Source organism: Martelella lutilitoris, assembly GCF_005924265.1.
Classification (GTDB): Bacteria; Pseudomonadota; Alphaproteobacteria; order Rhizobiales; family Rhizobiaceae; genus Martelella; species Martelella lutilitoris.
The window spans coordinates 1-15,031 of record NZ_VCLB01000014.1 but is presented as its reverse complement, the minus strand read 5'-3'; the positions used below and the strand labels follow the sequence as shown (position 1 = coordinate 15,031).

The window sequence follows — 15,031 nt, the reverse complement described above, 5'->3', positions numbered from 1 at the left end:
CGGATGGACCGGCAAACGGGCATGAAAAGGATTTAGGAGCGAGATGATGCGATTGAAAGCGACGGTGCCGATTGTTTTTGCGTTTCTGGCGGCGCTTGTGGCTGCCTTGCCATCAAAAGCGCGTGAACCGGTCAATCTCGTGGTGCTGGGTGATAGCCTGGTCGCCGGCTACGAGCTTGGCCCCGCTGAAGATTATCCGGCACAGCTTGAAGCGGCCTTGACCGAGGCCGGCTATCAGGTCGCCGTCGCCAATGCCGGCGTTTCCGGCGATACGACGAGCGGCGGCCTGGCGCGGGTCAACTGGTCGGTGCCCGACGGCACGGACGGGGTGATCCTCGAACTCGGCGCCAATGACGCGCTGCGCGGCGTCGCGCCGCAAAAGGCGAAGGAGAACCTCGCCGCCATCATCGAGAGCCTCCAGGGCCGCGATATTCCCGTGATGCTGATGGGGATGATGGCGCCGCCAAATATGGGCGCGGACTATGCGGACGCCTTCAATCCGATCTACGAAGCGCTTGCCGAACAATACGGCGTTCCGCTCTATCCGTTCTTTCTCGATGGCGTCGCCGCCAATGCCGATCTGCAGCTCTCAGACGGCATGCATCCTAACGCCAAAGGCGTCGAGGTGATGGTGGAAAAGACGCTTTCTGCGGTCGAGGCCTTCGTCGACACTATCGGGGGACAAGCAAATTAACGCTTGCGTCAACATGGCTTAGATGATTCGCTGGAGGGGTGACTAGCAGATTCGGGGAGCTCGCCATGCCGAGAATTTTCACTGCCCTCGAAATCCCGCGCGAACAGGCGTTAAGTCTTTCGCTGTTGCGCGGCGGCCTGCCCGGGGCCCGCTGGATCGATGTGGAGAATTATCACATCACCCTGCGGTTCATCGGCGATGTCGACTTCCGCACAGCCGACGAGGTCGTGCACTGGCTCGACCGGATCGAGCGTCCTTCCTTCCAGTTGAGCCTGACCGGAACCGGCGCCTTCGGCAGCAAGAAGCCACATGCAATCTGGGCCGGCGTCTCGCCCGCGCCCGAGCTTTTTGCGCTCCAGGGCGAGATTGACCGTATCTGCCAGCGGCTGGGGCTCAGAGCCGACCCGCGCAAGTTTACCCCGCATGTGACGCTGGCGCGGCTTCGCGGATCGAAGGTGCAGGACGTGGTGGAGTATCTTTCCGCCCGCGGCAATTTCCAGACGCTGCCCTTCACGGTACCGCGCTTCGTGCTGATGTCGTCGCGCGATTCCGTCGGCGGCGGTCCCTACCAGGTGGAAGAGGCCTTCGATCTTTATGATCCGAGCGAGGACTACAGCTTCGACATGAGCGACTGGCAGCCGGCCAAGAGCATGTGGTAGACGGTCTCGAAACCGTCTTCGCCGCCGTAATAGGGGTCCGGTACGTCCCGGCGCTCGCCGAGCGTATATTCCGAAAACAATGCGACTTCGGTGGCGGCGCTGTTGCTGGCAAGCCGTTTCAGCGCGGTCATGTTGCCGCTGTCCATGCCGAGAATGATCGAAAACCGGCTGAAGTCGACAGGTCTGATCTGCCGCGCGCGCTGGCCTGAGATGTCGAAACCATGGCGCCTGGCCGTTGCGCGCGAGCGCGGGTCGGGGAGTTCGCCTTCGTGCCAGTTGCCGATGCCGGCGGAATCGGCGCTGAATTCGTTGTCGCGCCCGGCCTGCTCGGCAAGATGCGTGAACACGCCTTCGGCGAGCGGTGAACGGCAGATATTGCCGCTGCAGACGAAGAGGATTGAGCGTTTTTCCGGTTGTGCCATGATGTTTACGCAATTGTCTGGAGGATCGGAGTTTCGATGATCGGGGAGACAATGCCATGAATGATGCGCGACTGGAACCTGAAGCGCTGCGGACGGCCATGCAATCGGTTGGGAACTGGGCGATCAGCGAAGACGACACCGCGATCTCCCGTGATTTCAGATTTACCGATTTCCGCGAGGCCTTTGCCTTCATGAGCGAATGCGCGCTGGCCGCCGAACGCCTTGACCACCATCCCGAATGGAGCAATGTCTATAACCGCGTCGGCGTTTCGCTGACCACGCATTCCTCCGGCGGAATCAGCGCCCGCGACATCGAGATGGCCGGCATCATGGACAGGGCGGCAAGCCGTTTCGGCATTTGAACCGAGGTCGCGCCGTCCTATATTCCGGGGCGAAGGAGCCATTCATGAGCGACATCAAATATGGAGACATCCTCGAACCCGGCGACGAGGAAACAAAGGCTGAAAACGAACGCACGGTGCGCGAGGGATTCTGGGCGAAACTGCGCAGGACGGCCGCTCATATTCCCTTTGCTCGCGATGCCGTGGCCGCCTATTACTGCGCGACGGACCGCGACACGCCGCTTGGCGCCCGCGTGGTGCTCTATTCGGCGCTCGCCTATTTCATCATGCCGGCCGATCTCATTCCGGACATCTTCCTGTTTGTCGGCTTTACCGACGATCTTGCCGTGCTGACCACGGCGTTGACGATGATCCGCAGAAATATGAGAATAGAGCATTATGACCGGGCGGACCGGGCGCTGACGACGCTGGATACCGACTAAGTTTCAGGTCATGCCGCAATCTTGCCCTGATTGGCGGCATGTGTCGTTGCACCATCATCCAGGCTTCCGGCCTTCGCTAAAATCCACGTCATGTTGAGGTTTTGGTAACCTCGAATGCGTATTGAATTGAACGAATTCGAAACGTATCGGCCTTGCCGCTTTTTGACAGGGCAGGGGCCGGCGGCAGCAGAGAAAATCGGCAGGATCTTATGTTTGCAAGAAAAATCGTCCTCGTACTGGTCATTCTGTTCACCGGCGCCTCGATCGCTTCCGCGCAGACGCCGACGCCCATCCAGAAATTCGACGCCTGGGTCGCCTATTCCTACAATTCCGATGCCGGCAAGGTCTGCTATGTCCTTTCGGTTCCGGCCAAGAAGGAACCGGCGAATGTCGACCATGGCGACAACTTCTTCGTCGTCACCAAATATCCGGGCCAGAACGTCACGCTCGAGCCGCAGGCCATGATGGGCTACAATCTGCGCGAAGGCTCGACCATCGATGTCATCGTCGACGGCAAGAGCTTCCCGATGTACCACAAGGGCCAGGGCGGTTGGCTGGAGAATGCCGCGCAGGAACCGGCGCTGGTCGCGGCCATGAAGGCGGGCCGGACCATGGAGGTGAAGGCCACGTCTGCGCGCGGCACCAACACCACGCACACCTATTCGCTGATCGGCATCACCGCCGCGCTCGACAAGATCAGCGCCTGCAAGTAGGCCGCAGCAGCGCTTCGAGGACCCGGCTTCGGCCGGGTTTCTTGCGTCCGGCCCTGCAGTGCGTACGGGTGAGCCATGTGGCGAAAGGGATGACGACGGGCGACGGGCGTGATATAGGCTCGCGGAAGATGCTCAGGCGCGCCTTTTTTGTGCGGCGCCTGATGAAGCTTGAAAGCAAACCCCTTTAATCTTTCGCGGGTGGCGCGCTGTCGGGATGAAGGCCCGGCGCAGATGCGTCGATAACCCGCAATCGGCGTTTTTACGGGAGCCCGACAATGTCCGCTGTCGAAACCATCGATCTTGACGCTCAGCGCGCCAAGCCCCGCCCGAGGCAGGCGGAAAAGAGCCCGCTGATCGGTCTCTCCAAGCCGGAAATGGCCGAGGCGCTGTCTTCGATCGGCGTGCCGGACAAGCAGATCCGCATGCGCGTCAACCAGGTCTGGAACTGGCTCTATGTGCGCGGCGTCTCCGATTTTTCCGAGATGACCAATATGGCGAAGGACCTGCGGGCGAAGATGGCCGAGGCCTTCGATATTGCCCGCCCGGAGATCGTCACCGAGCAAATGTCGACCGATGGCACGCGCAAATGGCTGATGCGTTTTCCCGCGCACGGCGCCGGCCGTCCGGTGGAAATCGAGACGGTCTATATTCCCGAGGAAGATCGCGGGACGCTTTGCATTTCGAGCCAGGTCGGCTGCACGCTCACCTGTTCCTTCTGTCACACCGGCACGCAGCGCCTGGTGCGCAATCTCAGGCCCGAGGAAATTCTCGCACAGCTTCTCGTCGCCCGTGACGCGCTCGGCGATTTCCCGAACCGCGACGCGCCGAACGGCGCCTTCATTCCCGAGTCCGACCGCAAGGTCACCAATATCGTGATGATGGGCATGGGCGAGCCGCTCTACAATTTCGAGGCCGTCAAGAAGGCGCTGCTGATCGCCTCCGCCGAAGACGGGTTGTCGCTGTCGAAGCGCCGCATCACGCTGTCGACCTCCGGCGTGGTGCCGGAGATCTACCGCACCGGCGACGAGATCGGCTGCATGCTGGCCATTTCTCTGCATGCGGTGCGCGATGACCTGCGCAACATCCTGGTGCCGATCAACAAGAAGTATCCGCTGGAAGAGCTGATCAAGGCCTGTCGGGATTATCCGGGGCTCTCGAACGCGCGCCGGATCACGTTTGAATATGTGATGCTGAAGGACGTCAATGACAGTCTGGAGGACGCGCGCGATCTGGTGAAGCTGTTGAAGGGCGTGCCGGCCAAGATCAATCTGATCCCGTTCAACCCATGGCCGGGGTCGAACTATCAGTGTTCCGACTGGGAGACGATCGAGCGCTTCGCCGATTTCATCAATCAGGCCGGCTACGCCTCGCCGATCCGTACCCCCCGCGGCCGCGACATTCTCGCCGCCTGCGGCCAGCTCAAGTCGGAATCGGAGCGCATGCGCAAGACCGAACGTCTGGCCTATGAAGCGATGATGATCGCCAATCACGGGGATTGAGGAGAGGCGCTGCGTTTGCCGCTTGCTCCCAACACTCTTTCGCGCTTGCGGGAGAGATGCCCCGACAGGGGCAGTGAGGGTGGCGCGGCATCTCAAATCTTGACGGCGTTCGCGGGAACAGACTCCTTCCTCACTGTCGCTTTCGCGACATCTCTCCCCTCCGGGGCGGGAAGTTTTGAGGGCTGTGCGGTGAGGCGCCGTCGTGCTCGGGCCGCGCGCTCGGCTTCCGAGCCCGCGGCCAGTCGATAGCGTCGCTCAACTCCTCGCCTGCCACAAACCGCCTGTCAAAGTCTTGTGCCTTCATGGCTGTCGATTTTGATTCACCGCCCCTGCGTCAGCAGGATCTTCACCGCAAACAGCGAAAACACGCCTGCAAACAGGTAATCGATGGCGCGCAGCACGCGTTTGTGGGCCATCAGCCAGCCGGAGAGACGGTCGGCGGCGACGACGATGGCGACCGTCGGCAGAAGCGCCACGGCGATGAAGGTGAAGCCGAGGAAGATCAGCTTTCCGGTGACGTGCGGATCTCCGGCTTCCACAAACTGCGGCAGGAATGTCATGAAAAAGATGATGACTTTCGGGTTCAAGAGATTGACCCAGAATCCGCTTGCGATTGCCGTCCGCACGCGGCCGCGCCTGCGCTCGGTTCTCGCTTCCGCTTCGAGCACGAAATTGCTGCCCTTGCGGATCGCCATCACCGCGATCCAGAACAGATAGGCAGCGCCCCCTGTCTTCAGGATCATGAAGGCCGTCGGCGAGGCGACGATCAGGGCGGAAACGCCGAAGGCGACCAGCATTGTGTGGACGCAGAGGCCGAGATTGGTGCCGATCAGCACGGCAAGGCCTGCCGCCCGGCCCTCCTTCAGCGCCTTGTTGATCGACAGCGTCATGTCGGGGCCGGGGGTCAGCGCCAGAAGCAGGGTTGCCGCCGAAAAGGCGAGAAGCACGGGGAGCGAGGGGATGAAATCCATGAGAAACCGTCGAAACCTGGAACGCCGGCGACGCGTTCACCGTTCAAGATGATTGCCGATAAGGTTAACAATCTGTAATGAGAGCGGAGCGGTTTGGCAACATTCCGCAGTGAGGTCTAGGGGCCGCCGACAGGACTGAAGGACGATTTTCTTGCGCATTCTCGATGAAGCCTTTTTCCCGGAACTGCCGAATTATTATCGCGGCAAGGTGAGGGAGAACTACGACCTGCCGGACGGGCGCCGGATCATCATCACCACCGACCGAATCAGCGCCTTCGACCGGGTTCTGGCCTCCATTCCGCACAAGGGCGCGATCCTGACGCAGATCGCGCGTTTCTGGTTCGACGCGACCGCCGATATCGCCGACAACCATGTCGTCGCCTATCCGGACCCGAATGTCGTCGTCGGCAAGAGACTTGAAATCCTGCCGGTCGAAATCATCGTGCGCGGCTATCTCGCCGGCACCACCGACACGTCCGTACTGACCCGCTACAAGCGCGGCGATCGCAGGCTCTATGGCTTCGACTTTCCGGACGGGATGCGCGACAACGAAGTATTGCCGGAAGCGATCATCACGCCGACAAGCAAGGCCTTTGACGGCGGTCATGATGAGCCGCTGACGGCAGACGAGATCATCGAACGCGGCCTGCTGACGAAGGCGCGTTGGGAGGAGGTCTGCGAAAAGGCGCTGGCGCTTTTTGCCCGCGGCCAGGAAATGGCTGCGCGCCAGGGGCTGATCCTTGCCGACACGAAATACGAATTCGGCATCGATGCCGACGGCAATCTTTTGCTCGCCGACGAGATCCATACGCCCGATTCGAGCCGCTACTGGATGGCCGGCAGCTATAAGGCGCGTTTTGCGGCCGGCGAGCGGCCGGAAAGCTTCGACAAGGATTTCATCCGCTCCTGGGTGGTCGAGCGCTGCGATCCCTATTCGGACCCGATCCCCGAGATCCCGCGCGATGTGATCGAGGCGGCGTCCGGCGTCTATGCCCGGGCCTTCGAAATGATCACGGGAACGCCGTTCGCCCCGGATGAAAGCGGCGCAAGCGTCAAGGACCGGGTGCGCGCCAATCTCGCGGCCTATTATCCGGAGGCCGAGTGGGGAGAGGTGTGATGCGCAGACCGCGGCGATCGGCGGAGGAAACACGCGAGGCCATCCTCGAAACGGCAGAACGGCTGTTTCGCGCGCGCGGCTATGCCGCGGTCTCGATTGCCGATATTGCCGGCGAACTCGGCATGTCGCCGGCCAATGTCTTCAAGCATTTCCGCAGCAAGCTGACGCTGGGACGGGCCATCGCCTATCGTCATGCCCGCCACCTTGCCGAACGCTGCTCGATCGAGGACCTTTCAGACCCTCCGGACCGGCGGCTGACAACCTTCCTGTCGAGGCTTTCGCGCGAACATGTGCGCGACAAGCGCGAGAACCAGTACCTGTTCGAGATGATCCCGCTGGTGCTGGAGGATCCGGCCAAGGGCGGCCGCATCTATCGCCGGCTCGTCGAGGAAAAACTGTGCTCGCTGATCGCCGAGGGCATGGAGGAGGGGATTTACGGTCCGGGCGATCCCGCACGCGATGCCGCCGCCATCGTCGACATGCTGAGCTGCGTTTTGAATCCCCGCATGATCGCATGTGCCGATCCCGCAACACTGGCTGACAAAACGCAGCTGATCGTCGCCCTTGTCGACGGCGGTTTAAAAAACCGCGTTGTAAAGTGACGTTATCTACGATACGTCACCAAGGAGATTCGTTTTGTGCGTTGTGGTGAACTTCTGCCGCAATTGCCGATACGCGAGATATTAAGTTTCTGCGCTGTCGGGATTGTGTTAAGAAAGTGGCCATTGATTGATTTTCTATTCTGGATAGGTGCCCATGCTGTCGCGCAAGCTTCCAATTGCCGCTCTTAGTGTTCTTGCAATGGCGCTTAGCGCTTGCAGTGATGATGGTAAGAAACAACAGGGCGGCATGCAGATGCCGCCGCCCCAGGTTGGCGTCATTACGATGAAGGAGCAGACTGTTCCGGTGACGACAACCCTGCCGGCCCGGGCTGTTGCGTATCAGTTTGCGGAGATTCGTCCGCAGGTGTCGGGTCTCATCACCGAGAAGGCGTTCAAGGACGGTGCTCTCGTCAACGAGGGCGATCTGCTCTACGTCATCGAGAAGGACACCTACCAGGCCTCTCTTGCCGCCGCGCAGGCCAATCTCGAGAAAGCCAATGCCGCGGTTCCCGGCGCCAAGGAAAATTACGAACGGTATCAGCGGATCGTGAACACCGGGGCGACCGAAATACAGGTCACCGACGCCAAGACCCGCTACGACACGGCGCTGGCCGAGGTTACCGCTGCCGAGGCCGCCGTGAAGTCCGCGCAAATCAACCTCAATCATGCCGAAATCACGGCGCCGTTCGCTGGCGTTCTCGGTGTTTCCAACGTTTCGGTCGGCAATATCGCCTCCCCTTCGGCGCAGTCGCCGCTCGTCGAGCTCAATCAGCTCGATCCGATTTATGTCGACATGTACGAGTCAGCCGGTCAGGTGCTCGCCGCGACGGGCAAATATGCCGATTTCAAAACGGAGACCGATCTTTCCAAGGTGAAAGTGACGGTTCAGCTGGATGACGGCAGCACCTATGATGTGACCGGCAATCTTGACGTGTCAGCCCGCACGGTTGACGAATCGACCGGTACGGTCAATCTGCGTGCCGTCTTCGACAATCCTGACCATGTGCTGCTTCCCGGCATGTTCGTGCGTGCAACCCTGCTCATCACCGAGGAGAACGGCTATCTGATTCCGCAGCTTGCGGCCCAGATCGAGCCCGGCGGCAAGGTGACGGCGCAGTTCGTGACCAAGGACAACAAGGTCGAGACCCGCGTGTTCGACCAAGTTCAGGTTTCCAACAATTCCTGGATTGTGAGCAAAGGCATTTCCGACGGTGATCGCCTGATCGTGGATGGATTTCAGAGGCTTGCAGGCGGCGTAAGCGAAGTAACGCCGGTTCCTGCCAAGATCAACGACAAGGGCGTTGTTGTCGACGATACGTCTTCATCCGGATCCAACGGCGATGCCTCGGGCAGTTCGTCCGATGCGACCAAGGCTTCAGGCAGCAATGGCTGAGCGTATGGGCACTCAACTGACACGACCACGCGCTCGAGGAATGCTTAATGTCTAATTTCTTCATCAATCGGCCTGTATTCGCCTGGGTGGTCGCTATCGTGATCATGCTAATCGGCGGTCTTGGGGTCGCGACGCTGCCAATCTCGCAGTATCCGCAGATCGCCCCGACCACGGTTTCGATCACGGCAAGTTTCCCGGGCGCGAGTGCGCGAACGGTGGAAACGACTGTGACCAATGTGATCGAGGACGGGCTGACCGGCTTCGATGATATGCTCTATCTGACGTCGACCTCGAGTCCCGGCTTCTCGCAGATCCAGGTCATCTTCGGACCGTCGATCGATCCCGAGATCGCGCAGGTCGAGGTGCAAAACAAGCTGCAGCTTGTCCAGCCACAGCTGCCGCAGATCGTCCAAAGCCTCGGCATCACCGTGGCGCGTTCTTCGGCGAGCTTCCTTATGGTCGTGGCGTTGACCGACAAAACCGGCCAGTATAGCGCTGCCGACCTCGGCAACATGATCGACAGCCAGATTAACGACAACGTTGCTCGTATCGATGGCGTGGGCAGCATTCAGGGCTTCTACACGCCCTATGCCATGCGCATCTGGCTCGATCCGTTCAAGCTGAACCAGTACAAGCTGACCTCCAATGACGTCATCAACGCGATCGAGGCGCAGAACAATCAGGTTGCCGCGGGTGATCTCGGCAGCGAACCTGCGTCAGACGGCCAGCAGCTCAATCTGACGGTTGTTTCGTCAAGTCAGTTGCAGACCGCGCCGCAGTTCGAGAACATCATTCTGAAGACGACGGAAAACGGGGCGACGGTCACGATCTCCGATGTCGGCAGGGTCGAGCTTGGTCAGCGCTACTATCAGTTCTCAAGCTATTTCAATGGTCAGGCAGCAGCGGGTTTCGCGGTTGAGCTTGCCAACGGCGCGAATGCGATCGACACGTCCAAACGGGTAATCGACTTCATGAATTCCGTGAAGCCGTCTCTGCCCGATGGCGTCGATGTGATCTATCCGTATGACACGACACCGTTCGTGGAGCTCTCGATCGAGCAGGTTGTCCACACGCTTATCGAAGCGATCGTGCTTGTCTTCCTGGTGCTGCTGATCTTCCTGCAGAACCTCAGGGCGACGTTGATCGCGACGCTCGTGGTGCCGGTCGTGCTGCTCGGCGCCTTCGGGGTGCTGGCGTTTGCGGGTTTCTCGATCAATACCCTAACCATGTTCGCCATGGTGCTGGCCATCGGTCTTCTCGTCGACGATGCCATCGTCGTGGTCGAGAACGTCGAACGAATCATGCATGAGGACGGGCTGCCTCCCAAGGAAGCGACGATTCATTCGATGGGCGAGATTCAGGGCGCGCTTGTCGGTATCGTGATCGTGCTGACGGCCGTGTTCATTCCGATGGCGTTCATCGGCGGCTCCACCGGCATCATCTACCGCCAGTTTTCCGTCACCATCGTGGCGGCCATGATCCTTTCGGTCTTCGTGGCCATGGTTTTCACGCCAGCGCTGTGCGCGACGATCCTCAAGCCGGTCGATCCGACCAAGAAGGATCGCGGCATTTCCGGCATGTTCAATCGCGGTTTCAACGGATTGACGCATGGTTATACCAATACGGTGAGCGTTCTCTTGAAGTGGCCTGTTGTCGTGTTCGCCGTTTTCGCGGTCGTTCTCTTCGGCGTCTATCACTACTTCATGAAGCTTCCCGAATCCTTCCTCCCGGATGAGGACCAGGGCTCGCTGTTCGTGCTGATCAACCTGCCGACAGGCGCGACGACGGAGCGAACGTCGGCGGTTTCCGACGTGGTCACGAGCTACTTCCGCGATCAGGAATCTGATTCGGTCGAGGCGGTATTCGCCGTTCTTGGTTTCTCGTTTGCCGGGCAGGGTGAGAATTACGGCCTGAGCTTCGTGCAAATGAAGCCGTTCGAGGATCGCACCAAGCCGTCTCAATCGGCGCAGGCGCTTGCACAGCGCGCCAATGGCTATTTTTACACCCATGTGCGCGATGCGCAGGTTTATGTGGTCTCGCCGCCCGCCATCCCCGGCCTTGGCAACTCGACCGGTTGGACGGGTTATGTGGTCGATACCGGCGGCCAGGGGCAGACTGCGACGCTGACCAATACCAACCGGATCATCCAGCAGATGAATCAAGGCGGCATTGCCGCGCAGGTCCGCACCGACACGCTGGGCGACGAAACGCAGATGATGCTGAACATCGATGGACAGAAAGCCGGCGCCTACGGCGTAAGCATCGCCCAGGCGACCAGCATGCTGTCGACCATCTATGCCGGTTCCTTCATCAACAACTTCACCCTGAGCGACAAGGTCAAGCAGGTCTATGTTCAGGGCGATGCGCCCTACCGCATGCAGCCCGAGGACATTTATCAGTGGTACGCGAAGAACAGCAGGGGCGATATGGTCCCGTTCTCCGCCTTCACAGATATCACCTGGACGACCGGCGCGCCGACGATCGCCCATTATAACGGCAACACGGCGGTCGACATCCAGGGCGAGACGACCGCGGACGCGAGCTCGGGACAGGCGATGGACCAATTGGTCGATCTCGTGAACCAGACGCCGGGTGGTTTCTCGGTCGCCTGGACCAACATGTCGCTGCAGGAAGTGATCTCGGGCGATGAGGCGGCCTATCTCTACGCCGTTTCGATCGTGTTCGTCTTCCTCTGCCTTGCCGCGTTGTATGAAAGCTGGGCTATTCCGTTCTCGGTCATCCTCGCGGTGCCGGTCGGTATTCTCGGCGCTGTCATGGGCGCGCATTTCCTCGGTCAGGACAACGACATCTACTTCAAGGTGGGTCTGTTGACGACAATGGGGCTTGCGGCGAAAAATGCGATCCTGATCGTGGAGTTTGCCCGCGAGCAGAGCGAGAAGGGCGACTCCCTGTTCGACGCGGCGGTTCATGCTGCTAGGATGCGGCTCCGGCCGATCATCATGACATCGCTGGCCTTTATCCTTGGCGTTCTTCCGCTGGTGCGCGCCACGGGCGCCGGTTCCGCGGCCCAGAACGCCATCGGTACCGCGGTGTTCTTCGGGATGATTGCCGCAACGACCCTGGGCATCTTCTTCGTGCCGTCCTTCTTCGTCGCCGTTTGCCGCGTCATGGGCATCGGCAAGAAGGAAGACAAATCGGCAGAAGAGCAACAGATCGTTTAAAAGAAAATTAACAATATTGCGCCGGCCTCGTGCCGGCGTCTAAAAGAGTAAGGGTAGGCGGCCCGGGTTCGGGCATGCCGAGATGACAGGATTGAGACCATGGTGTTGAGCCGCGTTACCCCCGTCCCGCTATTGTTGCTGCTTCTGGCCGGCTGTGCCGTCGGCCCGGATTACGTGGCGCCGGAAACGGCCTTGCCGGACAAATTCTCCGAAGGCAGCAGCCAGAGCGTCGGCGACGTCACCGACGTCGCCTGGTGGAAGAGCTTCAACGACCCGCTGCTGAATTCCTACGTCGAAGCCGGCATGGCCCAGAACCTGTCTGTGCTGCAGGCGCTGGAGGCGATCGTTCAGGCGGAAGCCAATGTCGTCACCTCGACGGCTGGCGCCTTCCCGCAGGTCAACCTTCAGGCCTATGACACGGGTGCTGGCGCAGGCGGCGACGGCGCATCCGCGCAGGCGCGCAAGACCTCCAACACTTTCGGCGGTTCCGTGCCGGTCTCCTGGGTTCTCGACCTCTTCGGTCTCTATCAGCGCGCCGGCGAGGCGGCCATGGCCCAGTTGGACGCCGCCTATGCGAGCGCCGACGTCGCCAAGCTGACGCTGATTTCCAGCCTGATTGACTCCTACATCAATGCCCGGCTCTATCAGGAACGCCTGGCGATCGCGCGCTCCAACCTGAAGAGCCGACGCGAGACGCTGCGCCTGACCCAGTTCCAGCTGGATGCCGGTGCGGCTTCGAGGCTTGATGTCGTTCAGTCGGAAGGTCTGGTGAACGCGCAGCTTTCCACAATTCCGCAGCTCGAGGCCGCCTATCGTCAGCAGGTCTACGCGCTGTCGACGCTGATGGGCCTGCCGGCGGCCACCCTGATCGACCAGATGAACAAGGTGAAGCCCATCCCGGTCACCCATGCGCGTCTTGCCTCCGGCGTTCCGGCGGACCTGATCCGCAACAGGCCGGATATTCGCGAAGCCGAGCGCAATCTTGCCGCCGCGACAGCCGCGATCGGGGTCGCCGAGGCCCAGCTCTATCCGATGATCTCGCTGAACGGCACGCTGCAGGCCAGCGTTTCCGCCAATTCCCTCGGCAATGCCGGCCAGACGTCCTGGTCCTTCGGCCCGACCCTCAGCCTGCCGATTTTCGACGGCGGCGCGCTGCGCGCCAATGTTTCAAGTTCCGAATCCCAGGCCCGTCAGGCCTATCTCGCCTGGAAGCAGACCGTGCTCAACGCCGTGCAGGAAGTCGAGACGGCGCTCGCTGTTGTCACCCGCGACGGGCGAACGGTGTCTGCCCTGCGTGCGACGGTCGCTTCCTATCGCGATGCGCTCGCACTGTCGACCTCGAGCTACCGCGACGGCGCGACTTCGCTGCTCGACGTGCTTGACGCCCAGCGTGCCGTGTCCGACGCCGAGGCGAGCCTTGCCGATGCGATCGCGCAGCAGGCGGGCGATTTCGTCGCGCTCAATGTCGCGATCGGCGGTGGTTATGCGGCGCAGTAAGATCTAGAGCGGTTCTGCCTTTCCTGGAAACGCGCAATCGCTCTATCTATTTGTTTTGAGGCATTTTCGCGGACGTCAGAGGTTTCCATCTGACTGCGAAATGCTTTGACCTTTCGCAAATCTGTCCTTCCAGCTTGGCAACGCTCCCCTTTGCGGGAGCGTTTCAGCTTCATAGACCCCGCGCGCGATCGCCCGCGCCATGGTCCGCATCGCCTCAAGGCAAATCTCGGCAAAGGCGAGGTCATCGGGCGACGGCTTTTCGCCCGTCGCCGCGGAAAGCACCGTGTCGCCGTCAAAGGGAAGATGGGCCGGATGGATTGCGCGGGCAAAGCCGTCATGAGCCATGATCGACAGGCGATAGGCCTGCTGCTTGGTGAGCGTGGCATCCGTGGCGATCACGCCGATTGTTGTCGCCGTGGTTGTTCCACCTTTGATGGCAAGCGACAATGCGTCGCGCGAGACGGGCCTCGGCAGTCCCAACCCGCCGAATTCTGCTGCATCCTCCAGCGCTGAGGCCCAGAAATGCGGGCTGTCGCCGACTGTGACGCTGCCCATGGCGTTGACGGCGACAAGCGCGCCGACCCGGAAGCCTGCAGCGGTTTCAGAGCTCGCCGATCCGAGCCCGCCCTTGAGGTTGACGGTTGTCGCGCCGGTCCCCGCGCCGACCGTGCCGAGGGCGAAGGCGCCGGGCCGCGCCGCCCGGTAGGCCTCGTAGCCAAGGTCGCGGTATGGGGCGTGCAGGCCCCAATCCTTGTCTCCGCCATTCAGCAAGTCCATCAGGATTGCCCCTGGCACGATCGGAATGCGGGCAGGCCCGAGCGCCAGTCCGCGACCATCGGCCCTCAGCCCGGACTGAACGCCGCCGGCGGCATCAAGGCCGAAGGCAGAACCGCCGGCAAGCACGAAGGCATCGACAGTCTGGACCGTGCGGCCGGGGTCGAGCAGAAGCAGGTCCCGGCTGCCCGGCGCTCCGCCAAGAGAAAGTCCGGACGCGATGACGGGCCGGTCGAAAACGATTGTCGTCACGCCGGAGGCAAGCCTGCGGTCGTCAGCGTTGCCGACGCCTATGCCGGCAATATCGGTGATGAGATTGTGTATGTCCGCCTCCCTGTCTTGTGCCTTACTGATATCAGCAAACATCGGCGTCAGGGTGCGGGAAAGCGGCGGAAGCCGGATTTTTTCAGATTTTTGAAAAATGCGTGTTGACTTTGAAGGGCGCTTCACCCTATATGCGCATCACCGACGGGGTCGACGGTCGCTCTCGCGACCAACCATGTTGACCTCACTTCCGCCGATTAGCTTCGCTGATTGACGTGTTTGAACTCCAGGGTTTTGGCACGCGGAATGGTATTTGGATGCGCTGATCTTAGCATCGGTTATTTGGACAATTGCATATTTGAAGAAAGAGAAACGTGGCGAGCGGCTTTGTCGGTGAGCTTTATTGTTCACCAAAGAGACTTAAGTAAGCGGTCACGTTTTAGGAAACTGCTTGGATTGA

General features: G+C 60.7%; 14 protein-coding genes. 11 read left to right on the top strand and 3 right to left on the bottom strand.

Annotated elements, in window-relative coordinates; all coding sequences use genetic code 11:
- The first annotated feature begins 46 nt into the window (after window positions 1-46).
- Both FF124_RS20120 and thpR read left to right on the top strand, forming a co-directional pair.
- Entirely contained in the window at window positions 47-694 is a 648-nt protein-coding gene (locus FF124_RS20120) for an arylesterase (RefSeq protein WP_138750275.1), read from the top strand.
- Window positions 695-759: 65 nt separating this feature from the next.
- Entirely contained in the window at window positions 760-1,353 is a 594-nt protein-coding gene (gene thpR / locus FF124_RS20115) for an RNA 2',3'-cyclic phosphodiesterase (protein ID WP_138750274.1), read from the top strand.
- Here thpR and FF124_RS20110 read toward each other — a convergent pair.
- Window positions 1,305-1,775, bottom strand: coding sequence for a low molecular weight protein-tyrosine-phosphatase (locus FF124_RS20110; RefSeq protein ID WP_138750273.1), 471 nt, complete (start codon window positions 1,773-1,775; stop codon window positions 1,305-1,307). The two genes, thpR and FF124_RS20110, sit on opposite strands and share 49 nt — an antisense overlap.
- Before the next feature lie 56 nt (window positions 1,776-1,831).
- On the opposite strand from FF124_RS20110, the gene FF124_RS20105 reads away from it, so the two are divergent.
- The 4 genes from FF124_RS20105 (at window position 1,832) to rlmN (ending at window position 4,771) form a co-directional block, all read left to right on the top strand.
- A complete protein-coding gene (locus FF124_RS20105; RefSeq protein ID WP_138750272.1) occupies window positions 1,832-2,137 on the top strand; it encodes a 4a-hydroxytetrahydrobiopterin dehydratase in 306 nt (101 codons plus the stop codon).
- A 44-nt stretch (window positions 2,138-2,181) separates the two neighbouring features.
- Window positions 2,182-2,559 carry a YkvA family protein gene (locus tag FF124_RS20100; RefSeq protein WP_138750271.1) on the top strand — a complete coding sequence of 126 codons (378 nt, stop codon included), beginning with the start codon at window positions 2,182-2,184 and terminating at the stop codon, window positions 2,557-2,559.
- Between the two features lie 209 nt (window positions 2,560-2,768).
- On the top strand, window positions 2,769-3,272 hold the full coding sequence (locus FF124_RS20095; protein ID WP_138750270.1) for an invasion associated locus B family protein: 504 nt from the start codon (window positions 2,769-2,771) through the stop codon (window positions 3,270-3,272).
- A 275-nt stretch (window positions 3,273-3,547) separates the two neighbouring features.
- On the top strand, window positions 3,548-4,771 hold the full coding sequence (gene rlmN, locus FF124_RS20090) for a dual-specificity RNA methyltransferase RlmN (protein WP_138750269.1): 1,224 nt from the start codon (window positions 3,548-3,550) through the stop codon (window positions 4,769-4,771).
- Between the two features lie 320 nt (window positions 4,772-5,091).
- On the opposite strand, the gene FF124_RS20085 is transcribed toward rlmN, so the two are convergent.
- On the bottom strand, window positions 5,092-5,742 hold the full coding sequence (locus FF124_RS20085) for a LysE family translocator (protein WP_138750268.1): 651 nt from the start codon (window positions 5,740-5,742) through the stop codon (window positions 5,092-5,094).
- A 151-nt stretch (window positions 5,743-5,893) separates the two neighbouring features.
- Here FF124_RS20085 and FF124_RS20080 point away from each other — a divergent pair, with 151 nt between their 5' ends.
- From FF124_RS20080 to FF124_RS20060, 5 genes are all read left to right on the top strand, one after another.
- Window positions 5,894-6,859 carry a phosphoribosylaminoimidazolesuccinocarboxamide synthase gene (locus FF124_RS20080; RefSeq protein ID WP_138750267.1) on the top strand — a complete coding sequence of 322 codons (966 nt, stop codon included), beginning with the start codon at window positions 5,894-5,896 and terminating at the stop codon, window positions 6,857-6,859.
- Window positions 6,856-7,461 carry a TetR/AcrR family transcriptional regulator gene (locus FF124_RS20075; protein WP_138750266.1) on the top strand — a complete coding sequence of 202 codons (606 nt, stop codon included), beginning with the start codon at window positions 6,856-6,858 and terminating at the stop codon, window positions 7,459-7,461. The genes FF124_RS20080 and FF124_RS20075 overlap by 4 nt, the downstream gene beginning before the upstream one ends.
- Before the next feature lie 154 nt (window positions 7,462-7,615).
- Window positions 7,616-8,854, top strand: coding sequence for an efflux RND transporter periplasmic adaptor subunit (locus FF124_RS20070; protein WP_138750265.1), 1,239 nt, complete (start codon window positions 7,616-7,618; stop codon window positions 8,852-8,854).
- A gap of 47 nt (window positions 8,855-8,901) precedes the next feature.
- Window positions 8,902-12,036, top strand: coding sequence for an efflux RND transporter permease subunit (locus tag FF124_RS20065; protein WP_138750264.1), 3,135 nt, complete (start codon window positions 8,902-8,904; stop codon window positions 12,034-12,036).
- A gap of 99 nt (window positions 12,037-12,135) precedes the next feature.
- Entirely contained in the window at window positions 12,136-13,533 is a 1,398-nt protein-coding gene (locus FF124_RS20060) for an efflux transporter outer membrane subunit (RefSeq protein ID WP_138750263.1), read from the top strand.
- A gap of 75 nt (window positions 13,534-13,608) precedes the next feature.
- Here FF124_RS20060 and FF124_RS20055 read toward each other — a convergent pair whose 3' ends face one another.
- Window positions 13,609-14,673 (bottom strand): P1 family peptidase, encoded by a 1,065-nt coding sequence (locus FF124_RS20055; RefSeq protein ID WP_187327020.1) that lies wholly within the window; start codon window positions 14,671-14,673, stop codon window positions 13,609-13,611.
- Window positions 14,674-15,031 lie beyond the last annotated feature (358 nt).